General features: G+C 70.9%; 24 protein-coding genes and 1 pseudogene. 14 read left to right on the top strand and 11 right to left on the bottom strand.

Annotation, left to right across the window (positions count from 1 at the left end; genetic code table 11):
* On the bottom strand, positions 1–1655 hold a 1655-nt coding region (locus VGW35_02085), incomplete at its 3' end, for a cache domain-containing protein (protein ID HEV8306431.1).
* Between the two features lie 380 nt (positions 1656–2035).
* Here VGW35_02085 and VGW35_02090 point away from each other — a divergent pair.
* The 4 genes from VGW35_02090 to tatA all read left to right on the top strand — a co-directional run bounded on the left by VGW35_02090 (position 2036) and on the right by tatA (position 3627).
* Entirely contained in the window at positions 2036–2443 is a 408-nt protein-coding gene (locus VGW35_02090; GenBank protein HEV8306432.1) for a hypothetical protein, read from the top strand.
* Between the two features lie 67 nt (positions 2444–2510).
* Positions 2511–2789 carry a hypothetical protein gene (locus VGW35_02095; GenBank protein ID HEV8306433.1) on the top strand — a complete coding sequence of 93 codons (279 nt, stop codon included), beginning with the start codon at positions 2511–2513 and terminating at the stop codon, positions 2787–2789.
* A 176-nt stretch (positions 2790–2965) separates the two neighbouring features.
* Positions 2966–3394 carry a secondary thiamine-phosphate synthase enzyme YjbQ gene (locus VGW35_02100; protein ID HEV8306434.1) on the top strand — a complete coding sequence of 143 codons (429 nt, stop codon included), beginning with the start codon at positions 2966–2968 and terminating at the stop codon, positions 3392–3394.
* Between the two features lie 53 nt (positions 3395–3447).
* Positions 3448–3627: a twin-arginine translocase TatA/TatE family subunit gene (gene tatA / locus VGW35_02105; GenBank protein HEV8306435.1), complete on the top strand. Its 180-nt coding sequence runs from the start codon at positions 3448–3450 to the stop codon at positions 3625–3627.
* 112 nt (positions 3628–3739) lie between these two features.
* On the opposite strand, the gene VGW35_02110 is transcribed toward tatA, so the two are convergent.
* Together VGW35_02110 and VGW35_02115 are read right to left on the bottom strand one after the other, a co-directional pair.
* A complete protein-coding gene (locus VGW35_02110; protein ID HEV8306436.1) occupies positions 3740–4720 on the bottom strand; it encodes a GNAT family N-acetyltransferase in 981 nt (326 codons plus the stop codon).
* Positions 4721–4769: 49 nt separating this feature from the next.
* Positions 4770–5666, bottom strand: a complete 897-nt coding sequence (locus tag VGW35_02115; GenBank protein HEV8306437.1) for a 2-hydroxy-3-oxopropionate reductase — start codon at positions 5664–5666, stop codon at positions 4770–4772.
* 383 nt (positions 5667–6049) lie between these two features.
* Between VGW35_02115 and VGW35_02120 the strand changes: the two genes are divergently transcribed.
* From VGW35_02120 to VGW35_02155, 8 genes are all read left to right on the top strand, one after another.
* Positions 6050–7948 carry a response regulator gene (locus tag VGW35_02120; GenBank protein HEV8306438.1) on the top strand — a complete coding sequence of 633 codons (1899 nt, stop codon included), beginning with the start codon at positions 6050–6052 and terminating at the stop codon, positions 7946–7948.
* A 114-nt stretch (positions 7949–8062) separates the two neighbouring features.
* Positions 8063–8770 (top strand): hypothetical protein, encoded by a 708-nt coding sequence (locus tag VGW35_02125; GenBank protein HEV8306439.1) that lies wholly within the window; start codon positions 8063–8065, stop codon positions 8768–8770.
* A complete protein-coding gene (locus tag VGW35_02130; GenBank protein HEV8306440.1) occupies positions 8767–9678 on the top strand; it encodes a Kdo hydroxylase family protein in 912 nt (303 codons plus the stop codon). The genes VGW35_02125 and VGW35_02130 overlap by 4 nt, the downstream gene beginning before the upstream one ends.
* Positions 9679–9708: 30 nt before the next feature.
* Positions 9709–10701, top strand: coding sequence for a homocysteine S-methyltransferase family protein (locus tag VGW35_02135; GenBank protein ID HEV8306441.1), 993 nt, complete (start codon positions 9709–9711; stop codon positions 10699–10701).
* Between the two features lie 53 nt (positions 10702–10754).
* Positions 10755–11927, top strand: a complete 1173-nt coding sequence (locus tag VGW35_02140) for an iron-containing alcohol dehydrogenase (GenBank protein ID HEV8306442.1) — start codon at positions 10755–10757, stop codon at positions 11925–11927.
* A 239-nt stretch (positions 11928–12166) separates the two neighbouring features.
* A complete protein-coding gene (locus tag VGW35_02145) occupies positions 12167–12928 on the top strand; it encodes an HAD family hydrolase (GenBank protein ID HEV8306443.1) in 762 nt (253 codons plus the stop codon).
* A 72-nt stretch (positions 12929–13000) separates the two neighbouring features.
* Positions 13001–13411 carry a DMT family transporter gene (locus VGW35_02150; protein HEV8306444.1) on the top strand — a complete coding sequence of 137 codons (411 nt, stop codon included), beginning with the start codon at positions 13001–13003 and terminating at the stop codon, positions 13409–13411.
* A 62-nt stretch (positions 13412–13473) separates the two neighbouring features.
* Entirely contained in the window at positions 13474–14604 is a 1131-nt protein-coding gene (locus tag VGW35_02155) for an ATP-binding protein (protein ID HEV8306445.1), read from the top strand.
* 9 nt (positions 14605–14613) lie between these two features.
* Here the strand turns inward: VGW35_02155 and VGW35_02160 are convergent, their stop codons facing one another.
* The 4 genes from VGW35_02160 to VGW35_02175 all read right to left on the bottom strand — a co-directional run bounded on the left by VGW35_02160 (position 14614) and on the right by VGW35_02175 (position 19838).
* Positions 14614–15318, bottom strand: a complete 705-nt coding sequence (locus VGW35_02160; GenBank protein HEV8306446.1) for an urease accessory protein UreH — start codon at positions 15316–15318, stop codon at positions 14614–14616.
* A 24-nt stretch (positions 15319–15342) separates the two neighbouring features.
* The gene (locus VGW35_02165) at positions 15343–16923 is read right to left on the bottom strand and encodes a hypothetical protein (protein ID HEV8306447.1); all 1581 of its coding nucleotides are present in this window, start codon (positions 16921–16923) and stop codon (positions 15343–15345) included.
* On the bottom strand, positions 16920–18197 hold the full coding sequence (locus VGW35_02170) for a tetratricopeptide repeat protein (GenBank protein ID HEV8306448.1): 1278 nt from the start codon (positions 18195–18197) through the stop codon (positions 16920–16922). Before VGW35_02170 ends, VGW35_02165 begins: the two co-directional genes overlap by 4 nt.
* Before the next feature lie 69 nt (positions 18198–18266).
* Positions 18267–19838: a DUF4331 domain-containing protein gene (locus tag VGW35_02175; protein HEV8306449.1), complete on the bottom strand. Its 1572-nt coding sequence runs from the start codon at positions 19836–19838 to the stop codon at positions 18267–18269.
* A 301-nt stretch (positions 19839–20139) separates the two neighbouring features.
* On the opposite strand from VGW35_02175, the gene VGW35_02180 reads away from it, so the two are divergent.
* Positions 20140–20688 carry a sigma-70 family RNA polymerase sigma factor gene (locus VGW35_02180; GenBank protein ID HEV8306450.1) on the top strand — a complete coding sequence of 183 codons (549 nt, stop codon included), beginning with the start codon at positions 20140–20142 and terminating at the stop codon, positions 20686–20688.
* Positions 20685–21515, top strand: coding sequence for an anti-sigma factor (locus tag VGW35_02185; GenBank protein HEV8306451.1), 831 nt, complete (start codon positions 20685–20687; stop codon positions 21513–21515). Before VGW35_02180 ends, VGW35_02185 begins: the two co-directional genes overlap by 4 nt.
* On the opposite strand, the pseudogene VGW35_02190 reads toward VGW35_02185, so the two are convergent.
* The 4 genes and pseudogenes from VGW35_02190 to VGW35_02205 all read right to left on the bottom strand — a co-directional run bounded on the left by VGW35_02190 (position 21512) and on the right by VGW35_02205 (position 24621).
* A pseudogene (locus VGW35_02190) lies at positions 21512–21808 on the bottom strand (DCC1-like thiol-disulfide oxidoreductase family protein). The gene VGW35_02185 and the pseudogene VGW35_02190 sit on opposite strands and share 4 nt — an antisense overlap.
* 76 nt (positions 21809–21884) lie before the next feature.
* Entirely contained in the window at positions 21885–22661 is a 777-nt protein-coding gene (locus VGW35_02195) for an ABC transporter ATP-binding protein (protein HEV8306452.1), read from the bottom strand.
* Positions 22662–22804: 143 nt separating this feature from the next.
* Positions 22805–23797, bottom strand: a complete 993-nt coding sequence (locus tag VGW35_02200) for an ABC transporter substrate-binding protein (GenBank protein ID HEV8306453.1) — start codon at positions 23795–23797, stop codon at positions 22805–22807.
* 20 nt (positions 23798–23817) lie between these two features.
* The gene (locus VGW35_02205; protein HEV8306454.1) at positions 23818–24621 is read right to left on the bottom strand and encodes an ABC transporter permease; all 804 of its coding nucleotides are present in this window, start codon (positions 24619–24621) and stop codon (positions 23818–23820) included.
* Positions 24622–24626: the final 5 nt, after the last annotated feature.

Consider the following 24626-nt stretch of genomic DNA (forward strand, 5'->3'; position numbering starts at 1 on the left):
CGCGCCTGCAACTCCTGGAACAGCCGCACGTTCTCGATGGCGATGACGGCCTGGGCGGCGAAGGTCTTCACCAGCTGGATCTGCTTCTCCGAGAAGGGCCGCACCTCGAGACGCAGGATCGTGATGGCGCCAATCGGGACGCCCTCGCGAAGCAGCGGGATGCCGAGCATCGTCCGGATGCCGTGGCGCTCGAGGGTCGCGCGGATCTCCGGGTACTCGGTCTCGGGTTCGGCGAGGGCATCCGGCACGTGGACGAGCTGTCGGTCGAGCATCGCCCGACCCGAGACCGACCCCCGCGTGATGGCCCGGCTCTTGCCGACGTCCAGGCTCGTCACGAGCGAGCCGTGACGGGCAACCAGCCGCATCCGGTCAGCCTCGACGCGAAAGATGTCGGCGAAACTCGCGTCGCAGAGCTTCGCGGCGCTCTCCACGACCGCGGCCAGCACCGGCTGGATGTCGGTCGGCGAGCTCGAGATGACGCGCAGGATCTCGGCGGTCGCCGTCTGCTGCTCCAGGGCCTCGGTCAGCTCCCGCGTCCGCGTCTCGACCTTCTGCTCCAGGTTGGCGTAAGACCCCTGGAGCTCGGCCGCCATGCTGTTGAACTGCTGGGCCAGCGCCTCCAGCTCGTCGCCGGTCCGGACCTCGATCTGCTGGTCCAGCGCGCCGGCGCCGATCCGGGCCGCCCCCGCCTGCAGGGCCCGGATGGGCGTCACCATGCGCCGGGCGAGGAAGAGGCTCGCCAGGACCGACAGCGCGACGCCGAGCAGCACGAGCACGATGGTCCGGTAGATGGAGGTATAGAGCGGCGCGAAGGCTTCCCCGCGCGGCAGATCGACGAACACGAGCCACCCGAGCGGCGCGATCGTCGCCGAGGCCGTCAGGACCTGACGGCCGGAGACGTCGCGGACGATCGTCGCCTCCTCGTCGTCTCCGGTAGACCTCCCGGCCCTGGACCGCGCCGCCTGCACCTGGGCCAGCGAAGAGAGGTCCGTCTTCTGGAGGACCAGGCTGATGTCCGGGTGGGCGATGAGGTGGCCGCGGACGTCCACGACGAACGCGTGCCCCGCCTGGCCGACCTTGATCTGGGAGACCACGTCCCAGATGAACTTGAGGTTGACCTCGGCCACGGTCACGCCGGCATCGTCCCCCCGCCCGGCGATGGAGATGGTGATGTAGGGCTCGGACTCCTTGCGGAAGTAGACGGGGCCGAAGTAGGTCCGGCCGGGCTTGGCCTCGAGGAACTTGGGCTCGCGAGCGAAATCGGCCTGGCTCCCTACCACGTCCATGGCGAGCCGGGACACCTTGAGCTGCTCCCGGCCGGCGCCGTCCAGGAGGCTGATCTCGGTGACGGGCGGGACCTGGCGGAGGAGGCGGAGGAAGTCGAACCGCCGCTGCTCGAGCGTGGCCCGCACCCCGATCTGCGGCTGGCTGGCCCAGCCCACCTGACGCTCGATCTCCTTGATGAACTGCTCGATCTTGGCGGCGGCGGCCAGGGCCTTCTCACGCTGGAGGGCGACCAGGGCGGCCTTGTTCTCCTGGTACGAGAAGTAGATCTCGGTGAGCCCGCTGGCGAGCAGAGCTCCGCTGACCAGGCTCGCGAAGAGCACCACGTACTTGCGGAAGAGCCGGCCCCGGGGCTCACCCGGTGACGCCATCGCACCTCCAGCGGCACAGCGGTCGGCCCATTGTAACGCAAACGGTCACTGGATCACCTCGTCCGCCCGCAGCAGGACCGATCGGGGATCGTCAGTCCGAGCGCCTACACACGACCTCGAGCTCCGTCTCCTTTGCTCATAAGCGCCAGCGAGTTTCCTGGGCGATGATCTTCTGCGGGCTTGCCTTGATCGTCCTGGCCTCGTGGAGCCGCCGCGCGTGGAAGCCTGGCATCGCTGCCTCCGAGTCGGTCGGGCATGACGCTGGCGGGACTCTACGCGCCCGGCCCGGGGGCCGTCAAGGGGACGAACGCCTTGAAACCGGGCGTTGGTCGGCCGTAGACTCAGCCCACCGGGGCCGGCGACCAAGAGGGGAGGTGTCGATGGCCAGTTCGCCCATGGCTGGAAAGGCGCAAACGGTGCTCGGCCCGGTGCCGGCCGACACCGTGTCCGATCCCGCCCGGCTCAAGGCGATCGCCGTCACCGGCTGCTACCTGGAGTACGACCTCTTCGGCCTGGAGACCTCCCACTACCCCATGAGCGACTTCGAGATCCCCTCGGACGCCGAGCGCATGCGGCAAATCCTGTGGCTCATGCAGCAGGGACACGGCCAGCAGGTCCTCATGGCCCACGACATCTGCTTCAAGGTGCGGCTGGTGCGCGATGGCGGGCACGGCTACCGCCACATCCTGCGCCACGTCGTACCGCGCCTCAAGAGAAAGGGACTCGGCGACAAGGATGTGTGGATGCTGATCGCCGAGAACCCGACCCGGGCCGTGACCTTCGCGTGACCTCTTTCGGTTCCCCGGTGGTGGTAGACTGGTCGCTGGAATGGGCAGACGCCTCGGGCGAGTCCCCGTGCTTCTGGCGCTGCTCCTGCTGGGGAGCCTGGCGACACTGCCCTCGCTCGCCCACCTGAGCCCGCCCGATCCGGTCTGGCTTGCGGGCCTCTACGACGAAGGGGATCACGACGACATCGTGGCGGCCATCATCTCCACCGATGCCGCGCTCGCCCTGGCCGCGCCGGCGCCCTTACCCCTTCTGATCGTCCTGGCGGTCTTTGCGCTGTCGAGGCAACGGGATGCGCCGTCGCGCCCGGTCCCCGCCCTGCAGACCCGAAGTCCCCCGGCCCTCTGAGGTTCGCCGCGCCGCCCCCGGGGCGCATGTCTCCGGCGGGCATCCCTGACGTAACCGGCGATTCGTCCTTATCCGGGGTCTCCCTGTCGATGGGGGAGACGCCGGTCCGCGGGCGCGGCCCGCTTCGTCAGGTCGCCCACCGGTCACCCTCGATCCCCTGAACGGGAGGAGGTTCGATGAAGGTAGCGCGTGACATGCTCACGATTCACACCGAACAGAACCAGGAGTTCATCGACATCACCAAGCGCGTGCGCGACGCCGTCGGCCGGTCGGCCATCCAGAGTGGCGTCCTGATCCTGAGCTCGGTCCACACGACCCTGGCGCTCTTCGTGAACGAGTTTCAGTCCGCACTCATTCATGATCTCGGGATTCTCCTCCAGACGCTCGTTCCGCGCCGGGCCGGTTACCGTCATGACGATCCCCGCTACTCCGACTGCGACCGTGGCAACGCGCACGCTCACCTCCGGTCCATGCTGCTCGGCCGCAGCGTCGCCCTGGCGATCGACGGCGGCGAACTGGCGCTCGGGCAGTTCGAGAGCCTCATCGTCGCCGAGCTCGATGGCCCGCGGACCCGACGCATCGCGGTGCAGATCATCGGCGAATGACGCAGGGCACCCCGGCATCGTGCTCCCACCCGGCGGGAGTAAAGGAGGCCGCCATGTTCGGTCTGGGCTCGCAGGAGCTGTTGGTAATCCTGGTCATCTGTCTACTGCTGTTCGGAGCGCAAAAGCTCCCGGAGCTCGCGCGCGGGCTCGGCCGGAGCGTGTCCGAGTTCAAGAAGGGCACGCTCGAGCCCGACCCTGAGAAGAAGCCGCCCGAGGACGAGAAGGGCGCGTGATCGGGGGACGGCGGCGACGCGCGGAACTATCGGGCTCGGGTCTTCGAGTCGGGGCCGCCCCGGCGCCTGGCGCTGGTCATGGCGGAGTGGGGCGACCTCGACTCGCCGAGACTCATCGCCAGTCGTCGAGGATGAAGTCGTCCTCCCGCTCGTATTCGTCGTGCCGGCCCCGCTTCATCCGGATCATCAGCATGTCCATCTGGTAGCCCGAGGCCAGGAGCGTCTGGTAGGCGCGCCAGTATGTCGTGTACACCGGCGCGATGACACGCTGGCAGCCGGCGGCGACGCCGAACTCCTCGCAAGCGGTCAGGAGCTGGGCGAAGTGCTCCGGGCGACGGCGAGCGGGATCGATCGCCGCGTACTTGATGTAGAGGGCGCCGTGCGGCGCCTCGGAGTCACCTGGCGTGTGGCAGATCGCGAAGCCGACGATGGCCCGGTCCTTCTCCAGCACGAGAGTGTCTCCGAGGGCCAGCCCACTGACGATCTCGATCTCCTTCGTCAGGTCGAGCCCCCGGTAGAACTTGCCGGTGAGGGCGCGGAGCCGCCCCAGTAGACCCTTCTTCTTGCTCTCCTCGTAGGCGGAAAACCGATGCACCTGGAGCGCTCCCCGCAGGGGCTTGGGGGCCGCCGGCTGGGATTCGCGGCGTTCGAGGGACCTTCCGGTGATGGCCACCAGCGCCTTCGGCCGGAACCCGAACTTCTGGTAGAGGACGAGGTGCTTGGGGCTGTAGGGGTAGGACACGACCCCCTGCAAGGTCACATGGTTCTCGTCGAAGAAGACCTGGGCCGCCTTGATCAGGCTCTGGGCGATCTTCTGGTTCTGATACGGGGTCAGCACGGCCACCGGGCCGAACAACCCCACGCTCCCCCAGCAGACGGCGATCGAGGCGCCGACGATCTTGGTCTCGTTCTCCTCGGCGACGTAGCAGCCCCACGGCTCCATGAGCCATCGATGGTGGACGTACTGGGCGCCTCCGAAGACCTGTCGCGGCCGCGAGCCGAGCTGGCGCTCGTAGAAGTCGGCAAAGGCCGACTCGACGACCTCCCGGATCCTGGACAGGTCGCCCTTGCGAACGCGTCGCACCTTGATCACGTCGTCGCCCCTCCCGAGCTCGCCGTGCCCTTCGGCCCCCGACCGGCGCTCACGCGCGCTTGCGCACTTCGACGCCCGCCAGGCTCTCGAGCAAGGTGATGATCCCCGAATGGTCCAGCCCGCCGCCGCCGCGAACCCGGAGGGCGTTGAACAGCTCCTGCACGACGGCCGTCGTCGGAATCGGCACTCCGAGGGCGCGGGCCGACTCCATGATCAGTCCCAGGTCCTTGTAGTGGAGGTCGATCTTGAAGCCCGGCTTGAACTCATGGGCGAGGTAGTTCGGCGTCTTCTGCTCGAGGCAGCGGGAGTTCGCCAGCCCGCCCCCCAGGGCCTTCAGGGTGAGCTCGATGTCCAGCCCGGCCTTGGCGGCGAGGGTGAGGGCCTCGGCGAGCGCCGTCAGGTTCACGGCGACGATGATCTGGTTGGCGAGCTTCGTGAAGCCGCCGGAGCCGAGCGGGCCCAGGTGCGTGATCGTCTTGCCCATGGCCTGAAAGATCGGCAGGACCTCCTGGAACAGCGTCGCCTCCCCGCCCACCATGATCGACAGCGTTCCGTCGATCGCCCCCTTCTCACCTCCCGACACGGGGGCGTCGAGCATGCGCACCCCCTTTCGGGACAGGGCCGCTCCCACCTTCTGCGAAACGATCGGCGAAATCGTGGACATGTCCACCACGATCTGCCCCGAGCGGGCACCTTCGATGAGCCCCTGGGGCCCGAGCGCGACGAGCTCGACGTCGGGGGAGTTCGGAAGCATCAGGATGACGATCGGGGCCTCGCGGGCCACGGCCTCCGGCGCGCCGGCCGCCTTGGCGCCGAGGCCGACCAGCTCCTGGACGGCCCCCTGGCTCCGGTTGTGCACGATTAGGGGATGCCCGGCTTTCAGGAGGTTCTTGGCCATGGGGCGGCCCATGATCCCGAGACCGATGAAACCGATGGGTCCCTGCATCTTCTCGCCTCCTGGCTGGGAAGTTCCGAGGCAGGCCACGCGCGGGGATAGCGCGGCGCGGGTCGACGCCCGATTATCCCCAGGCCTCAAGAGAGCGTCAAGGTGGCATTTCCGGGGTTCCCCCAGGGGAGGCGTCTCCCCAACAAAGGGGTTGGCCGCCATGGCCGAAGGGCTTACAATGAATTAACTTCCCTCGAAGGCTTCGGCGCTCGCGGCTGGCCGGGACGGGGCGCCGCCGGCAGGATTGACGTGGCGAACGTACCCGTTTCCGGCCGCCTGTCAGCTGGGCCGCCGAGGCCCGCGGCAGCTCGGGGCCTCCCCGCCTGCCGCGTCCGGCTCGTGACCGCGCAGTCCTTCCGCTCCGTTCTCCGGAGCTGATCACAGTGGCGTCCGCGGTCACCCCATCGGCCCGGATTCTCATCATCGATGACGATGCCGGAATGTGTCAGGCGCTGGAGGACGTGCTGCGTCTCCGGGGGCACGCGGTCCAGGCCGTCCGGCGCGGAAAGGCGGGACTCGAGCGGCTGCAGACGAATCCCGTGGATGCCGCGATCGTCGACATCCGGCTTCCGGATATTTCCGGACTCGCGCTGCTGGATGCCATCAAGACGGCCTCGCCCGACACCGAGGTGATCTTCATCACCGGGCACGCCTCGCTCGCCAGCGCCCTTCAGGCCATCAACGGCTCCGCCTTCGCGTACCTCGTGAAGCCGTTCGAGCTGGAGCATTTCCTGGCCACGGTCGACAAGGCCCTGGAGCGGCGACGGCTCGGCCGGGCGCTCCGCGAGTCCGAAGAGCGCTACCGGCTCATCACCGAAAACACGACGGACGCCATGTTTCTGTTCGATCTCGACGGCCACGTCCTCTTCTCCAACCGGCGAGCCGAGGAGCTCACCGGCCGCCGCCGGGAGGAGCTGCGCGGCCGGGCCATCTGGTCGATCCTCAGTCCCCCGGGCCCGGAGCCGGGCGACACCACCGGGCTGGAGGTGGCCGGGGCCTTCGAAACCCCCCTGCTCTCGACGGGGGGCCCGGTGGTCTGGGTCGAGGCGACCTTCAGCCGCGTGGTGAAAGACGGCCGGGTCGTCGGGCACCTCGCCGTCGCCCGCGACATCACCGCGCAGAAGCGCGGCGAAGCGGAGCTCGAGCGGCAGCGCGACGCGCTGATGCAAGCCGAAAAAGTCGCGGCCATGGGCGCCCTGCTGGCCGGGGTGGCGCACGAGATCAACAACCCCCTGGCGGTCATCATGGCCGAGACGGAGCTGATGCAATTCGAAACCGAAGACAAGGCGCTGGCCCGTCGGCTCGACCGGGTGGCGACGGCTGCCGAGCGGTGCGCCCGCACCGTCAAGGGATTCCTCGCGCTGGCCCGACAGCGTCCGCCGGAGCGCCAGGCCGTCCGCCTCAACCACGTCGTGCGCGAAGCGCTGGAGCTCCTGAACTACGCCCTGCGCGTCGATGACGTCGTGGTCACCCTCGACCTCGGTCACCAGCTCCCGGTGCTCTGGGCCGATCCGCACCAGCTCCATCAGGTGCTGGTGAACCTCATCGCCAACGCCCACCAGGCGATGCGGGACGCGCCGCTGCCCCGGCAGCTCCGCCTCACGACCTCCTTCGATCCCGAGGCGGGGCGGGTCTCGGTCGCGGTCGCGGACACCGGCCCGGGCATCCCGCCGGCCGTCCAGGCCCGGATCTTCGACCCCTTCTTCACCACCCGGCCTCCGGGGCAGGGCACGGGCCTGGGACTCGCGATCTGTCGGGCCATCGTCCAGGCGCACGACGGCAGCCTGCTCCTTCAGAGCCAGCCGGGGCACGGCGCCGTCTTCCGGGTGGACCTCCCGGTGGTCGCGCCGCCCGCCGCGCTCTCCGCCGACGGCGTCGAGCCGGTGCCGCGCCCGGCGCACCGGTGGGCGATCCTCGTCGTGGACGACGAGCCGGAGATCACCGACACGCTGGCCGACATGCTGTCACGGGACGGCCACCACGTCGAGACGGCCCCCAATGGCGCCATCGCGCTCGACAAGCTGAGTCGCCGCCGCTATGACCTGATCCTCAGCGACATCAAGATGCCGGAGCTCGATGGGCCGGGACTCTACCGGGAGATCGCCCGCCGCCATCCTGGCCTCGAGCGCCGGATGGTTTTCCTCACCGGCGACGTGTTCAGCCCGGTGACTCAAGGCTTCCTGCAGCGGACCAAGGTCGCCTTCGTGACCAAGCCCTTCGCCGGCGAGGAGCTCCAGCGCATCCTTCACCAGATTCTCGGTCCGTCCCCGTCGGGAGGCTAGCCGGGATCACTCCCTGAGGCCCGCCGGTCGACGCCGAGCGGCCCGGTACCGAGAGACTCCGCGACAGTCCGGTCGGCCTGTGTTATTGTTCGGGGCGCCCGCGGAGGCACCCGTATGCTTCACATGATCGAGCCCAATCCGGCATCCGCCATCGATCCGGATTCCGCGCGCGTGCCGTGGCCGCTCACACCGGGAACGGTGGAGCGCTGGGAGCCCGCGCCACTGGCGATCGACCCGTGGCTCGTTCTCCGGCTGTCGGGTCATCGACGGCGCGACACGGTACCGCCGCCGATCTGGGAGGCGGCGCGGCGCATGGCCGAGCGGGCCGCGCAGCTCGTGGAGCCGCGCGCGGTGGTCCGCGTGAGCCGCGTGGCCGCCACCGGGTCGGACGCGGCTCGGCGGGTGGACGGCTTCGCGTTCTCCGGGCGCGCCGTGGCCACCCTGCTGGCCGGCTGCCCGAGCGCGGTCGCCTTTGTCCTGACGCTCGGCCCCCGGCTGGAGGCCGAGACGGCGTCGCTCGGCGAGCGCCGCGAGCTGCTCGAGGCCTTCTTGCTCGACACCGCCGGGTGGGCGGCCATCGAAACCGCCGCCCGGGACCTGCGCCTCGGCCTGGCGGCGCGGGCCCGCTCCCGGGGCTGGCGCCTCACGCATCGACTCGCCCCCGGGTATCTCGACTGGCCGCTCGACGAGCAGCGGGCCTTGCTCGGCCTGGTCGGCGACGCCGCCGGCTCGGTGCAGCTCTCCGAGCACGGCGTCCTCATCCCGTTCAAGTCGATCAGCGGGCTCTTCGGGCTCGCCCCGGCCCGAGCCGCCGCATCATGAGCACGAGCGTCGTCACCATCGACGAGATCCATCTGGGCGGTGCCCCGGACCGTGCCCGCGAGCTCGAGTACTGCCGCGTGCTGGAAGAAGGCCACATCCTGCTGTTTCCCCGGACGCCCTTCGAGCTACCCGAGGCGGACCGGGCGTTCCTCTTGAGCCAGCGGCAGACCGACGCCCGCTACCACAAGAACATCGCCTACCGGCCGCATCGAGACCGGGTCACCGGGGTGGCGAGCCGCCGCGTCGAGGACGTGGAGACGCTCCGGCGCATCTTCCGCGACTACTCCCGCCGCGTGGTCGCCTTCGCCGGCGAGCTGTTCCCGACCTATGCGCGCCGCTGGCGGATCGATTTCGCGAGCTTCCGCCCGCAGGAGGAGGCCGGGCGCCGCCTCTCCCAGCGCGCCCGCAACGACCTGGTGCACGTGGACTCCTTCCCGACCCGCCCGAGCATGGGGGACCGGCTCCTCCGCGTGTTCACGAACATCAATCCCGCCGCTCCCCGCGTCTGGCTCACCGGTGGCACGCTCGAGGAGCTGGCGGCGCGCTTTGCCACGTCGTCGGGTCTGCTGGAGCGCGCCCGGCGGGGCGGGCTCGGACGGCGCCTGCGTGGGCTCGCCCGCGCCGTGAGGCTGCCGGTGACGATCCGCTCACCCTACGACGACTTCATGCTGAGCTTCCACAACTTCTTGAAGGAGAACGCCGCCTATCAGCAAGAGGACGCGAAGACGCGGCTCGTCTTCCCCCCCGGCTCGACCTGGATCGTGTTCACCGACATGGTGAGCCACGCGGTGCTGAGCGGCCAGTTCGCGCTGGAGCAGACGGTCATCGTGGCGCGGGAGTCGCTGGCCCTGCCCGAGAAGGCGCCGATCGCGATCCTCGAGCGGCTCGCGGGCGCCAGGTTGAGCTGACGGAGACGCCGGAACCGAAAAGGAGGCACGATGGCCAAGGGGCTCCTGGAACGGTTGCGAGAGGGCGTGGTCCTGGGCGACGGAGGCTATGTGCTGGAGCTCGAGAAGCGCGGCTACGTCCTGGCCGGCCCGTTCACGCCGGAGTGCACGGTCACGAATCCCGAGGCAGTTCTCGAGCTGAGTCGAGAGTTCGCCGACGCCGGCGCCGAGGTCATCCAGGCGCTGGCGTTCTACGGCGATCGGGAGAAGCTCGCCACCGTCGGCTTCGGCGAGCGGGTGGGCGACATCAACCGGGCCGCCGTCCGGCTGGCCCGCCAGGCCGCCGGCGACCGCGCCCTGGTGGCCGGCAACCTGAGCATGACGTGGCAGTACGAGCCCGAAAGCCCGAAGGCCAGGGATCGGGTCCACGCGCTCCTGGACGAGCAGCTCGGCCACCAGCTGGAGGTGGGGATCGACTTCGTGATCGCCGAGACGTACCTCTACCTCGGCGAGGCCGTGCTGGCCGCCGCCCGAGCCAAGCGGAGCGGGCTGCCGGTGATGGTGACGATGTCCTTCGAGGAAAAGCCGGTCACCCGCGACGGGAAGTCACCCGCCGAGTGCGCCAAGGCGCTGGCCGACGCGGGGGCGGACATCGTCGGCACCAACTGCTGGCGCGGGCCCCAGCACATCCTGCCGATCGTCGAGGAGATGCGGAAGGCCACCAGCGCCCACATCGCCGTCCAGGCCCCGGCCTACCGCACGACGGACGCCACGCCCTTCTTCACCGGCCTCAAGGGGTTCCCCGACGCCATGGAGCCCTACCAGCTCACGCGGTGGGAGATGGCGGAGTACGCGCGGCAAGCCAAGGCGCTCGGAGCGAACTTCATCGGCGCCTGCTGCGGTGCGGTGGCCACCCACATCCGCGAGATGGCCCGCGCGCTCGGAAAGCCGACGCGGGAGCCGTCCCGCTGGAAGCCGGACCCCGGAAAGCCGATGTCGGCGACCGAGTTCTACCGCGACCGCCGCGCCAAGTCCCGGGACTGACCCGCGCGACCAGGCTGCCGCGCGGCCCTGTGGCCGGCCACGAGACGAGACCCATGGAACTCGCACCGATCAAGATGCAGAGCTACGAGCTGCCCACGGTGATCAAGCACGGGGTGGGCGCCCTGGCCACGCTCGGCGAGGAAGCCGAGCGCCTCGGTCTGCGCCGCCCGCTGGTCGTGACCGACAAGGGCATGCGAGCCACCGGCCACGTGGATCGGGCGGCAGGCTTCCTCGAGGCCCGGGGGCTCGAGCCGGCCGTCTTCGACGGGGTGGCCGGCAATCCGTCGATCCACCACGTGGCGGCTGGCACCGAAGCCTATCGCGATCACCGCGCCGACGGGGTGGTGGCGCTGGGCGGCGGGTCGTCGATGGACGTGGGGAAAGCCATCGGCGTCGAGGTTGCCCACCACGGCAAGATCCTCGACTACGAGTACGGGCATACGCCGCTCGGCCAGCGCATCCCGCCTCTCGTCTGCGTCCCGACCACCTCCGGCACCGGGAGTGAAGTCACGCTGTGGTCGGTCATCACCGACCCCGCACGCCAGATCAAGTTCAACGTCGGCGGGCCCCTCATCGGTCCTCACCTCGCGCTCATCGACCCGCTCCTCGTGGTCGGCCTCCCGCCCCACCTCACCGCCTTCACCGGGATGGACGCGCTCTCCCACGCGGTGGAGTGCTACACGTGCGCCTACGCCCAGCCGCTCACCGACGCGGTCGCGCTGCTGGCCATGGAATACATCGGCCAGTACCTCCGGATCGCGTACGCCAACGGCCAGGACGTCGAGGCGCGGTACCGGATGGCCATGGCGGCCATGCTAGCGGGGCTGGCCTACGGGTCGGAGTCCGCCGGGGCCGTCCACGCCATGGCCCAGACGTTCGGCGGCGTGTTCGATGTTCACCACGGCTACCTGACCGGGATCATGCTGGCTCCCTGCTCCGAGTACAACCTGCTGGGCAACCCCGAAAAGTACGCGCGGATCGCCCAGGCCCTCGGCGAGGACGTCCGAGGGCTGTCGACGCTGGAGGCCGCGCGGCGCGGCGTCGCGGCCATCGCGGCGCTGGCCCGCGATCTCGAGTTCCCGCCGTTCTGCGAGTTCACCGGGGCGCGGCCGAGCGACATCCCGCGTCTCAGCAAGATGGCCGAGGCCGATCCGCAGACGATCGGCAATCCCCGGATCATCGACGCGCGAGGATACGCGAAGATCTACGCTCGGCTCATGGCCTAACGTTTCGGAGGGGGCCTATGCGGCCCCCTCCGAGACCTCCCCCAGGATCGGTCGCGCCGGCAAAGCCGGCGCTCGGAGCGGTCTACCAGCCCGAGCGACCGGGGCTCACCGGGCGCGGGCCGGCTCCGGGGTATTGCGGTCGGACCGTCCAGTGGTTCCCCTGATGGCGCCGCCTCCCGACCGGCGGGGTATACTGGGCGCGCCGTCGGCCACTCGTCGGTGAGGGAGGGGGAAGCCGCGTGAAGCTGCGGTGTGGGGGACGCGAGGCGGACTGCCGCCTCGTGATCGTCGACAAGGACGGCACCGTCATCGACTTCCCGTCGCTCTGGGTGCCGATCGTCCGGGCGCGAGCCCGCTTCATCGTCGAAGAGGCCGGCGTGAATCCATCGCTCGAGCCCGCGCTGCTGCGCGCCTTCGGCTACGATCCGGATCTCGAGCGCATCGATCCGCGTGGCCCCCTCGCCATCGCGCCGAGGGCCGAGAGCACCGTCATCGGGGCCACGCTGCTCTATGGCGCCCACGTGCCGTGGGAAGACGCGATGGCCGCCGTGCGGCGAGCCTACCGACGCGCCGACGACGCCGTCGATCCGACGCGCACCGCGCGGGCGATCCCCGGGGTGGCCCGGGCCCTTCAGCGCCTCCGGGCCGCGGGAGCCCGGCTGGCGGTGGCGACGACGGACACCACCGCCCAGGCACGACGGGGTCTCGAGGCGCTCGGCGTCACCGAGCTCTTCGACGCGATCCTCGGCGCCGACGGTGTGAGCCTGACCAAGCCGCACCCCGAGATGGTCCTCCGGCTCTGCGAGGGCACCGGTGTAGCTCCCGGCGAGACCGTCGTGGTCGGCGATGCGGTGGCGGACATCCTGATGGGCCGGGAGGCGGGCGCCGCGCTGACGGTCGGCGTCCTGACGGGCGTGACGACCGAAGCGGAGCTGGGCGCTCACGCAGACGTCGTCGTGAGCTCGCTGGCCGACCTCGTCCCCGCGCTGGCTCGAGACTGAGCGATCGTGGACCAACCGCCTTCGCCGGCCTGGTCGGTGCGCGAAGCCTGATGAGACCGAACGACTGAGACCGTGGGCTGGGTGGGCTGGAGCCTGGTGGCCCTGCTCGGCTGGGGTGCGTGGGCGGTGCTGAACAAGCTCGCGCTCCGGACGCTCCAGTGGCCACACCTGATCGTGGCGTCCTGGATGGTCTCCACGATCCTGGTGCTCGTCCTGCTGGCGATCCGCATCGACCCGCGCCCGCTCGCCTCGCGAGACGGAGTCCTGGCGCTCGCCGCCGCGGCGACCAGCCTCATCGCCGTGATCGCGTTCTACCTCGCGATCCGGTCGGGCCCCCTCGCCACGGTCACGCCGCTTTCGTCCCTCTATCCCGCGGTGACGGCGATCCTGGCGGTCGTGTTCCTCCGTGAACATCCCTCGGCCCTCCAGTGGACGGGGGTCGGTGTCGCCATCGCCGCGGGCCTTCTCCTCTCACGGCCGTGAGCATCGCCCGGGGACGCCCCGACCGCGAGGCCCGGCAGCTCGACACCGCGGGGGCGGGAGCCATGCAGGACGGACGGATCCTCGTCATCGACGACGATGCGCTGATCTCCGATTCCTTCCGGATGGCCTTGCAGGTGGAGGGATACACCGTCGGCGCGGCGGCCTCGGCCAAGGAGGCCCTGACCGCGCTCGATCAGGTGGATTGGGACCTCGCCTTCGTCGACCTCGTCCTGCCGGACATGGATGGTCTCGAGCTCCTGCGCGAGCTCAAGACGCGCCGTCCCGACCTCATCGGCGTCGTGATCACGGGACACGGGTCGGGCACGAAAGGGTTCGCCGCTCGCGACGCCGGCGCCTACGCGTTCCTCGAGAAGCCGGGGGACATGACGCCCGCGAAGATCCTCACCGTGGTGGCCAACGCCCTGAAGCACCGGAAGGCGGATCAAGCGCTCGAAGCGTCCCGCCAGCAGGTCGCCATGAGCGAGAAGCTCTCGACCCTCGGCACGCTCGTGTCGGGCGTCGCCCACGAGGTGAGGACGCCCCTCACCTACATCAGCAACAACCTCTACCTCATCCGCCAGGTCCTGGAGCGCACGGCCCCGGCCGCGCCGGCGCTCCAGACCGTCCTCCAGGACGCCCTCGCCTACGCGGCGGCCGCCCAGGAAGGGGTGACCCGCATCGATCGGCTGGTCGACGACCTCCGGCGGCTGGCCAGGCGTGAAGGGGGCGAACCGACCCTGGCCGACCTCCGGGACGTGGTCGCCGTCGCCGTCAACCTCTTCCGGGCCACCCGCCGCGGCCGCGTCGACGTCCGCGCCGACCTCCAGTCGGTCCCCGCCGTGCGCCTGGACGCCGGCCAGATCCAGCAGGTGGTCCTCAACCTCCTCAACAATGCCGCCGAGGCCATGCCCTCGGGGGGAACCGTCCGGGTGACCATCCGCCCCGTCGCGAGCGGGGGCGAGATCGAGGTCGAGGATCACGGGACGGGCATCCCGCCGGAGGTCGAGGCGCGGCTCTTCAACCCGTTCGTCACGACCAAACCCGACGGCACGGGTCTCGGCCTCTCGATCTGCCAGCGCATCGTCGAGGCACACGGAGGCCACATCCGGTACCAGACGGAGGCCGGCGAAGGCACGACCTTCGTCGTCTTCCTGCCCGCCCGGACGGCGGCTCCGTCGGACACCCCCGCCTGAGGCGGCGCTTCAGGCGCCGCCGCTCGCCGCCAGCACGAGGCCGAGCACCAGGCTCACGGCGCCGGCCAGCGCCTGGATGGCCGTGTTGAGCCGGGGAGCGCGGTCCGCGGTCATCGCGAAGGGGAGGCCGATCATCCCGGAGAGCAGGAGCATTCCCGCGGTCGAGCCGATCCCGAAGACGAGGATGTAGCAGAGCCCACCCACCGCCGAGGGAATGGCGGTGAGGGCGAGGAGCATGAGGGCCGCGCTCCCCGCCATCCCGTGGAGCAGCCCGACGAGGAACGGCCGTCCCCCGAGCTCGAGCAGGTGGACGTGGTCCGGCGCCGTGGCCTGCCCGGAGTGCCCGAGGTGGACGTGCAGGTGGCTGTGGGCAGCCCCGTCGTGGCGGTGAGCGTGCCGGTGGAGCACGGTGGCGCTCAGGGACCTGAGCAGGACGTGTCCGCCGAGCAGGATCAGGACCCATCCCACCGCCGTCTCGAGGCCTCGCTCGAGCTCGGGTGACATCGTCAGCTTGAAGGCGAGGACCGCGATCCCCGCCGCCAGCAGCGCCGCCGTGTGGCCCGCGCCCCAGAAGGCGCCCAGGAGACACGAGCGTGCCACGCTCCGATGCCGGCCGACCAGCGTCGACACCGCGGCCACGTGATCCGCGTCCAGCGCGTGGCGGATCCCGAGGAGGAACCCCACGCCGAGAGCGGCCGGCAGCGACGTGTCCATGTGCGTCCCCCGTTCTGTCCGTGATCACCCGAGCCGGATCTGGAGGATTCCGGCGGCCACCAGCGCCTGCGCCGCGATCGCCACGCCGAGGACCGTCACGATCGCCGAGGAGGTCAGCGGGAGCCACCGGGTGACGAGCCGCCCCTCGCCCGGGAGGCGCGCCATCAGCCGCCGCGCGTACACCATGCAGAGACCGATGGCGATGAGGACCGCGGCCAGTCCCACGCTGAAGGCGACGATGAGCAGGAGCCCGAAGCCGACCCGGCGAAGCGCCACCGCGCTCAGCAGGACGACGAGGGCCCCGGGGCACGGCACGAGCCCCCCGGTGATCCCGAGCGCCACCAGCTCGCGAAGGGAGACCGCCTCGGCCGGGTCGTGCGGGTGGCGCGCCCCGCCGTGGGGATGCGCGTGCGCATGGCCGTGGTCGTGCGGGTGGATATGGGTATGGGCATCGTCCCCGCCCGCATACCGCCGGCAGAAAAGGGCGAGTCCCAGCCCGGCGATCGTGAGGCCGGAGAGGACGCCGAGCCAGGGGTAGAGCCGCTCCGGCACGACGTACCGGGACGCGTACAGGGTCACGGCGCCCAGGAGGTAGACGCCCGCGGTGTGCGCGGCGGTCACGACGAGCCCGAGGATGAGGGCGTGCCGCCCGGTGCCCCGCGAGCCCACGAGGTACGCGGCCACGACCGTCTTGCCGTGCCCCGGCTCCAGGGCGTGGACCGCGCCCAGCCCGGCGGCGACCATCAGGGCCAGGGCGACGATCCCGAATCCGAGCCGCGTGTCCGTCAGGAGCTCGGTAAACGCGCTCCGCGGTGTGGCCCGGCGGTTCCCCTCGAGCCGAATCGGCGGCGCGCTCGGCCGGGAGACGGGCTCCGGCTCGCGCGGAGGGCGCGCCGCGATCGGCGGCGCCGCGACGGGACGCCCGGCGTCTGCCGCGTCGGCCAACGCGAGGCCGTCGAGCGGTATTGCGGTGAGCGGGACCGGCCCGGCCGCCGAGAACGTGAGGCGCGCCTCCAGAACCTGGGGCGGGCTGGCCAGGAGATCGGTGGGGTAATCGGTCAGCGCGCGGCTTCGGTCGGTGGCCGGCACCGAGCTCTGCTCGATCGCGACTCCCGGTCCAGTCACGAGGACGATCTCCTTCCACCCCGCGCGGTCCGGGAAGTTTCCATCGCGATAGCGGAGCTCGTGCCGGCCCCCGGGGGCGAGATCATCGAGCGTGGCCCGGTAGAGAACCCCGAGCTTGAGCGTGGGCAGTCCCCCGGCGCCGGGCGGGAAGAGGACCTCGACCCCCTGGCGCGCGAGGGACACGGGCCGGCCGTCGATCTCGAGGACGAGCCCGTCTCTCAAGGCGTCGGCCCGTCGCGGGAGGTAGCTCCCGAGGCTCGGGTGATCGACCTCCGGCACGATACCCGTCTCCTGGACCTCCTGGAAGGTCGGGATCTCCGCCATGTCGATGACGTAGCGCACCTCGATCGCCGACGGCTCGAGGCGGATCCGCGTGTAGTGGCTGATCGAGAAGTTTCCGAGCGGATGCGCGGCGGCCTCGATCGGGGCAATGACGGCGAGGCTCCATGAGAGAACCGCGAGGAGACGGGCCCGCCTCAAGGCCGGCCTTCCCCGAGGGCTTGCAGCGCCCGCGCGGCGGTGTCCGCGTGCAGGAGGTGGAAGTGGGGATTCAGCGCGAGGGCCCGGCCGAGGTGCGCCCGGGCGAGCTCGGTCTGCCCGAGGGCCCGGTAGATGAGACCCGCGTGGAAGTGGAGCTTGGCGTCCTGTGTGTCGAGCCGGAGCGCGGTCGTGATCGGGTCCACGGCGTCCGCCGCCCGCCCGTTCTTCAGGAGGGCCCAGGCCAGGAGATCGGAGGCGTAGACGTCCTGACGGACATCCAGCTCACGCCTGGCCAGCCGGAGCGCCTCGGCGAGGTTCAGCTCGTGATCGGCGTAGAAATAGGCCAGCTCCCGGTTGTAGAGCACCTGGTTCAGCGTGCTGAGCCGGCCGATGTACTCCACCAGCGCGTACTGCTTCTCCGCCTCCTGGCGGCGGCCGATCCGGGCGTAGAGATCCCCCAGGGCGGCCGCGTACTCGGGCAGCGGGACCACGTCGAGCGCCTTCCGGTAGAGCTCGATGGCGTCGGCATGGCGCCCCTGGGCCGCGCGCACGTGGGCGAGCCCGGCCGCCCCGCGATGGTAGCCCGGGTACGTCGCGAGGGCCGCCCGGTACCGCGCCTCCGCGGCCCCGAGCCGGCCGAGGGCGAAGTGCTCGTTGCCGAGCTGCCACTCGGCCCAGGCGAGGCTCTCCGGCGGCTCCGCGCTGGCCCGGCCCGCTTCGATCGCACGCCCGAGGTCGTCGATGGCGCCCTCGGGGTCGCCGGTCAGGCTCCGGAGCCCGGCGCGTCGGCTCAGGGTGTAGAGGTCTCGGCCGAGGCGCATCATCGTCGCGTAGGTCTCGCGGGCTTCGGCATACCGCCCGACCTCCAGGAGGGCGTCGCCGAGGACGCCGTAGGCGTGGCGGTCGCCGGGGTCCAGGGCGAGAGCCCGCCGCGCTTCCCGGGCCGCGCCCTCGAAGTCGTGGCGCGAGTAGAGGACGAAGGCCAGCTGCCGGACGGCTTCGCCGTGCCGCGGGTCGAGCTCGAGAGCCTTCCGGAGCGCCGCCTCCGCCCGACCGAAGTAACCGACATCTCCGGTCGCCCGGGCCTTCTGGATGCACGCGTCCGCCAGCCGGGCCCAGAGCCGCGGGTCGCCCGGCCGTCGCTCGAGCAACCGCTGGTAATGCAGGGCGGCCTGGTCCGCGGAGCTCGCCTGGGCGCCGGATGAGCCGGGGGCGAGTCCACCGCCGATCAAGGCCGACGCGATCAGCATGCCGAGGGATCGAAGCGCCCACATCACCGTCGCCTCCCGCGTGCCGGAGCGGCGGCGGAGGGGGAATCGCCCCCTCCGCCGCCCACCCGGGTTTTAACAGGTGTCCGGATCCGCCTCGTCGCACGCGTTCAGATGCCGGATGTTCCGTCCGTTGTGGGGTGTCGGGAGGAACGGGAACCTGGTGGCGATGCCGTTGGCCGTCACGTGAGAGCCGACGGCGCCGATGTTGAAGTTCACGCCGTCGCTCAGCCGGTTGTGGGGAAAGCCGTCACAGCAGCCGTCGCCGCTCAGCACCCCGGCCACCACCCGCAGGGCGAGGTCGACGACGTCGTCGTTGGGCCGGCGGCCGTTCGGCCAGCCCGCCGGGTCGGGTGTCGGAGCCCCGCTCGGGTTGTGGGCGAGCGGGCCGAGCCGCTTCTGGGCGGCCGGCGGCGTGGGTCGCACGCCGAGGCGGAGCCGCAAGAGCTCCGAGCAGCGGTTGCTCGCCGAGCAGCTCGACGGGTTCTGACCCGGATACTTGAGCAAGGCTCCCACCAGATCGCTCCGTGGCGTCCCCGGTACCGGGATGCCGAAGGCGAGGTTCATGAGGGCGGCCAGCCGCGGGAACTGGTAGTAGCCGAGGAAGGCCGCCTCGGCGGAGGGAGCGGTCGCGTTCCAGCGGTCCTTGTCGCCGGTGCCGATGATCAGCTCGTTCACCAGCGGGTTGGCCATCCGCGCGACCTGGGTCAGCCGCGCGGCCTGCGTGACCGGCTGGCCGGCGGCTTCGGAGTCCTCGGCGTCGGCGCTGGACGGCACCGGCACGAGACGGCTGGTCGAGGCGTACATCCCGATCACGGCGTTCGGGTTGGACGTGATCGCCGAGATCGGGATCTCCAGGGCGATGGTGTTGACGTTGAACCCCGAGAAGTGGTCCCGGCCGAAGGGACTGATCCGGTCGTTGGCGTCCTCGGCGTTCGAGAGGACCGGCGGGTTGCGCCGGAAGTTCAGCGTGTCGAACGTGGCGCCGAGGTCGATGTAGAAGGTCTCGTCCCGCTGGCCGGCGAAGACGCGGCCGCCGTTGGCCAGGGGGTAGACGCCCTTGGCCGCCAGAGCCTCGTAGTTCGGCATCGTGCGCGGGCCGATGTTCGAGGGCACCGCGAACATGGTTCCGCCCCCGAGGTTCCGCGGGGGTCGCCCGGGCCGGAGCTCGGTCACCGTGTACCGCTGGCGGAGACCCAGACCCTCGGACCCCGGCCCGTCGAGAGCCGTGATGGCCGGCGGCAGGCCGGCCACCGGGTCCACGCCAGCGTACGAGACGGGCAGATCCCTGAACGGCGGGCGGATCTCCGTCCGGAAGCTGATCTGGTAGACGATGTCCTGGGCCAGCCCGTCGCGGTTGGTATCGAGGTGGAGCCGATAGGTGACGTCGTCGGAAAAGTTGAAATAGTTCGGGCCCGCGCTGGGCTCCTGGGCCGGGATCACGTTCATGATCAGGACGACCCGGTCCGGATTCTCCCAGCTCCGGAAGAAGTACACGTCGGTGATGTCCGCCGTCGGGTCCAGCGCGATCAACGGGGCCTCACGGTGGCTGGCCGCCCAGGCGACGGGCGCGCTGCTGGCGATCATGAGCGCCGCCAGGATGGCGCCCACGACGCGGAACAGTGGACAGACCTGTCGCGTTCTCATCCTCTGATCCTCCCTGCGAATGCCTCGCGGCGGTGTCAATGCCGTCCCCGGGAGACGGCCGTGGTCGTCCTGCATCCGACCGGTCCTCTGATCCCCATTACGCCGGCCGCCGGCCGGGCGGATTGGCTCCGGCGACCCGCCGTCCCCGCGGGCCGTGCCGCGCGTAGGAGTGGCGATGAGCGCGCTCGCGCGACGCGCGGGAGATTCCGGTTGTCAGCCCTGGGGAGGCCTGGTACACATAGGGCGCCTCGGGTTCGCGGGCGAGATCGTGACACCCAGCGCGCCAGTATCTCCGGAAGGCGTGGCCCTGATCCGCCGGATGGCGGGCGGCGATCGCGATGCGTTCAGTGACTTCTACGATCGGTACGCGCCGCTGGCCTTTGCCCTGATCCGGCGGATCCTGACCTCGGCGGCCGAGGCCGAGGAGGTGCTGCAGGAGCTCTTCTGGCAGGCGTGGACGGAAGCCGGCACCTACGACGTCGCCCGAGGCAGCCCGGAGGCCTGGCTGCTCAACCGGGCCCGCAGCCGCGCCATCGATCGCCTGCGCGCCCTCCGTCGCCGGGGTGAGACCTTCGTCGCGCCCGTGCCGGAGGCGATCGCCCGGGATCCGGCGGGCTCGAGCGCGAACCCTGACCGGCTGGCCGAGGACCGGCGGCTGGTGGAGACAGCCCTGACGCGCCTGAGCGCCCCGCAGCGCCAGGTGATCGAGCTGGCCTTCTACGAAGGGCTGACGCAGGCGGAGATCGCCCTCCGGCTGGGCGAGCCCCTCGGGACGATCAAGACCCGGACCCGGGCCGGCATGGAGCGGCTGCGGGAGCACTTCCGCGCGACCGAGCGCAAGCCGTCATGAGCCACGAGCCCTACGCCGAGCTGGCTGCCGGCTACGCCCTCGGGGCCCTCGACCCCGACGAGCGCTCACAGTTCGAGGCCCACCTTCGGAGCCGCTGCCCGGAGTGCGAGGCGGCCCTCGTCGAGTACGCGGAGGGCCTGGCCACGGTTGCCGCCGAGCTCCCGCAGGTCTCGCCGCCCCCGGCCCTGAAGGCGCGCGTCCTCGAGCGGATCGCGGCCCGGCCGGAACCCGTCCGACAGGCGCCGTCGCGCCGCCGCTGGGGCTGGCCGCTCCTGTGGACCGCCACGCTGGCGGCGGCCGCCGGCGTCCTGGCCTACCTGGCCCTCACGCTCACCGACGTCCAGCGGGAGCTGGCGGTCCGCAGCCACGAGGCGGCCAGCCTCCAGGCCGAGGCGGTCCGCCTCCGCCAGGAGGTCGGCCGGCTCCGCGACGAGGCAGCCGGCCTGCGGGCTGAGGTCGCCCGGCAGCGCACCGTGCTCGCCCTGCTGAGCGCGCCGGACACGCGGGTCGTGGCCCTGGCCGGGCAAGAGCCCAGCCCGAAGGCCCACGGCCGGATGTGGTGGGACGGCGATTCGCGACAGGGATTCTTCGTGACCAGCGGGCTCCCCGCCGTGCCCTCCGGAAAGACGTATCAGCTCTGGGTCATCAGCGGCGGCAAGCCGATCAGCGCGGGGACGTTCACGGTGGACCAGGCCGGAACGAGCACGCTGACGGTCGGCCCGATTCCCGAAGCGACGCAGCCCGACGTCTTCGCCGTGACTCTCGAGCCGGCCGGCGGCCTGCCCGCCCCGTCGGGCCAGATGTACCTCTCCGGGAAAACGACCTAACGTCGGAAGAAGAAGCGGCTGAAGAACCCGCGGTTCCGGGCCACCACCCGGTAACCGGCTTCCACCAGCCACACGAGCGGCCGCCGGGCGAGGAGGCGGGCGAGTCGGGGCCAGCCGATCCGCCCCAGCACGAAGAGCGAGGCGCGGCCCGCGGCGAGCAGGGTCCCATCGGGGGTCAGGACGTGGACGGCGCGAGCGCAGCGCGCGGCCAGCGCGTCACTCATCGGGGGCCGGGGGGCCTCCTGGTAGGGTACCGCCTCGAAGACATGATCCCGGTCCCGTCGCTTGACCCAAGCGACCGCGCGGCGTCAGAGCCCTCAGGCGCCGTCCCAGAAGAGCCAGACTCGCGGCCGCTCCACGCGGGCCTCTTCAGTAGCGGAGGACCCCGCGGGCCAGGAACAGATCGGTGATCGCCTTGAGGTACCGGCCGAACTCCGCCGATTCCTGGACGGCCAGGTGGCGCGGCCGGGGCAGCTCGATGCGGAAGACCCCGTCGACGCGGCCGGGACGGGGGGACATCACCACCACCCGATCCGACAGCAGCACGGCCTCCACGATCGAGTGGGTGATGAAAAGCACCGTCTTCCGCGTCTCGAGCCACAGCCGCTCGATGTCCAGACGCATCTGCTCCCGCGTGAGGGCGTCGAGGGCGCCGAACGGCTCGTCCATCAGGAGGAGCGGTGGGTCGTGGATCAGCGCCCGGCAGATCGCCGTGCGCTGGCGCATCCCGCCGGAGAGCTCGAAGGGATACTTGTCCTCGAACCCGGCGAGTCCGACGGAGTGGAGGAGGGCCCGGGCCTTCGGCCGATAGGTCGCCACGTCGAGGCTGCGGCTCTCGACCTGCAGGAGCACGTTGCGGATCACGGTCCGCCAGTCGAGGAGCACCGGGTTCTGGAACACGATGCCGATGTCGGTCTGCGGCCGCGTCACCGGCCGGCCGGCGAGCCGGACCTCGCCGGTCGACGCCGGGAGGAGCCCGGCGATGATGAGCAGCAGCGTGCTCTTACCGCAGCCGCTCGGCCCCAGGATCGAGACGAACTCGCCCGCCGCGACGTCGAGCGTCACGGCTTCCAGCGCCGCCACGAGGCCGTCCAGCGCGGCGTATGTCTTGGTGACGCCGGCGAGCTGGATCAGCGGCTCGGCCATCTCCTCGCTCATGGGAGGGGGCCTCCACGGCCCCCTCCCAGGCCCACCCCCAGGAGGGGTGGCGGCGGCGGAGCCGCCGCTCGGAGCGGACCACCAGTTCCTTGCGGTTGGGCTTCGCGCTGCGTGCGGTTACTCCGACCGGATCACGGCAGGAACTCGTTCGTGTAGAAGGCCGTGGGCGGCAGGGTCGTCTCGAGCCCGCGGTACTGCTTGAGGATGTCGAGCGTCGCCTGCCAGTCCTCGGGCGGCCCGTAGCCGAGCCGCTTCTGGGGGTTCGCCTTGCTGAAGAGGAGGGAGAGGTCGACGGCGAGCTGGCGGCGCACGATCTCGGCGTCGGCCAGCGGCGCCAGCTTCATGAGCGCCGCCACCGCCGCCTCCGGCTCCCGCATCGCGTCCTCGAACCCCTTGATGCTGGCTGCCACCACCTTGCGGACCAGGTCGGGACGTTCCTTGATCGTGTCCTGGTGGGCCAGGATCACGAAGCCGACCGAGGGCACGCCCAGGTCGCTGAACTTGAGGACGCGCGTCTTGAAGCCCTTCACCTCCATGGCGATCGCCTGGTCATCGGCGCCGCCTAGCAGGGCATCGGCGCGCTTCTCGGTCACCGACGGGATCTTCGCCTTGGGGTCCATGTGGATCAGCTTGATCGAGTCGGCGTTGAGCTTGTTGGCGGCGACCACCGCCGGCCACGTCTGGGTGAGGCCGTCGCCCGGCGTGATGGCGAGCGTCTTGCCTTCCAGGTCCTTGGCGCTGCGGATGTTCCTCTCGTCCAGCGAGACCACCGCATAGGGCAGGACGTTCAGGACGGTGGCCACCGCCTTGACCGGCACGCCCTTGGCCGCGTTCAGCGTGAGGGTCACGCCGTCCGCCCACCCGAAGGTATCCGACTTGTTCCCGATGAGCTGGACCGTCGTCGCCGAGCCACGGCCCTCGCCGATCTCCACGTTCACCCCGGCCTTCTCGAAGTAGCCGCGCTCCTTGGCCAGGGCGAACGGCGCGTGAATCCCGCCCCAGTACCAGTTCATCCGGAACGTCACCTTGTCCTGGGCGGTGGCGCGGCCGGCCTGCAGCACGGCCGCCCCGACGATGGCGATCGCCAGGAGGCCCAGCGCGGTCCAGAGACTGCGTCTCGTCATGGCTTCCTCCTTGATGCGTGTCACAGGCCGCCTTCGGCGCCGAGGGGCCCGCGGCGCGAGATGTGCCAGGGAATGGCGATCCGCTCGAGGAGCGCCATCAGATAGTACAGGACCAGGCCGATGCCTGTCAGCACGACGAGCGTGGCGAAGAGGAGGTCCGTCCGGAGGTCGCCCCCCGCCACCAGCAAGAGGTAGCCGAGCCCGCGGTCCGACCCCACGAACTCGCCGATGATGGCGCCCACGGTGGCCAGCGTGATGGCGACCTTGAGGCCGGCGAAGATGTTGGGCAGAGCGTGCGGCAGGCGGACCTTCACGAACGCCCGCCAGGGCGACAGGCCCATCGAGCGCGTGAGGTAGACGATCTCCTGGTCCAGGGAGCGGAAGCCCACCACGGCGTCGATCACGATGGGGAAGAACGAGAGCAGGAACGTCATGAAGACCTTGGGAAAGAGGCCGAAGCCGAACCAGATGATGAAGAGCGGGGCCAGGGCGATCTTGGGGATGAGCTGGGTGAAGACCAGGACCGGCATCACGCTCCGCTCGACGGCCCGGGAGAAGGCGACGGCCAGCCCGCAGGGGACGCTCACGGCCACGCCCAGCAGGAAGCCCAGGATGATCTCCTGCAGTGTGACGAGGGCGTGCCGGCCGAGGAGGGGGGCGCGCGCGATCAGCTCGCGGGCGGTGTCGAGGGGGGTGGGCAAGAGGTAGCGCGGCACCTCGAGGCCGAGGAGCTGCCAGGCCACCAGGATGGCCGCGAAGGCCAGCGCGGTCTGGAGGTGAGCCTTGAAGCGCGCGGCCGCGCGGCGCGGGGCGCTCTCGGTCATCGCCC

It is taken from the genome of Candidatus Methylomirabilota bacterium (assembly GCA_036005065.1).
Taxonomy (GTDB): Bacteria; Methylomirabilota; Methylomirabilia; order Rokubacteriales; family DASRDR01; genus DASYQW01.

Bases quoted from the DNA above. Each gene is read 5' to 3' on its own strand.
- VGW35_02090 (HEV8306432.1), top strand. From the start codon at position 2,036: ATGGCCAGTTCGCCCATGGCTGGAAAGGCGCAAACGGTGCTCGGCCCG.
- VGW35_02100 (HEV8306434.1), top strand. From the start codon at position 2,966: ATGAAGGTAGCGCGTGACATGCTCACGATTCACACCGAACAGAACCAG.
- tatA (HEV8306435.1), top strand. From the start codon at position 3,448: ATGTTCGGTCTGGGCTCGCAGGAGCTGTTGGTAATCCTGGTCATCTGT.
- VGW35_02115 (HEV8306437.1), bottom strand. From the start codon at position 5,666: ATGCAGGGACCCATCGGTTTCATCGGTCTCGGGATCATGGGCCGCCCC.
- VGW35_02125 (HEV8306439.1), top strand. From the start codon at position 8,063: ATGCTTCACATGATCGAGCCCAATCCGGCATCCGCCATCGATCCGGAT.
- VGW35_02130 (HEV8306440.1), top strand. From the start codon at position 8,767: ATGAGCACGAGCGTCGTCACCATCGACGAGATCCATCTGGGCGGTGCC.
- VGW35_02135 (HEV8306441.1), top strand. From the start codon at position 9,709: ATGGCCAAGGGGCTCCTGGAACGGTTGCGAGAGGGCGTGGTCCTGGGC.
- VGW35_02140 (HEV8306442.1), top strand. From the start codon at position 10,755: ATGGAACTCGCACCGATCAAGATGCAGAGCTACGAGCTGCCCACGGTG.
- VGW35_02155 (HEV8306445.1), top strand. From the start codon at position 13,474: ATGCAGGACGGACGGATCCTCGTCATCGACGACGATGCGCTGATCTCC.
- VGW35_02160 (HEV8306446.1), bottom strand. From the start codon at position 15,318: ATGGACACGTCGCTGCCGGCCGCTCTCGGCGTGGGGTTCCTCCTCGGG.
- VGW35_02170 (HEV8306448.1), bottom strand. From the start codon at position 18,197: ATGTGGGCGCTTCGATCCCTCGGCATGCTGATCGCGTCGGCCTTGATC.
- VGW35_02175 (HEV8306449.1), bottom strand. From the start codon at position 19,838: ATGAGAACGCGACAGGTCTGTCCACTGTTCCGCGTCGTGGGCGCCATC.
- VGW35_02185 (HEV8306451.1), top strand. From the start codon at position 20,685: ATGAGCCACGAGCCCTACGCCGAGCTGGCTGCCGGCTACGCCCTCGGG.
- VGW35_02195 (HEV8306452.1), bottom strand. From the start codon at position 22,661: ATGGCCGAGCCGCTGATCCAGCTCGCCGGCGTCACCAAGACATACGCC.
- VGW35_02200 (HEV8306453.1), bottom strand. From the start codon at position 23,797: ATGACGAGACGCAGTCTCTGGACCGCGCTGGGCCTCCTGGCGATCGCC.
- VGW35_02205 (HEV8306454.1), bottom strand. From the start codon at position 24,621: ATGACCGAGAGCGCCCCGCGCCGCGCGGCCGCGCGCTTCAAGGCTCAC.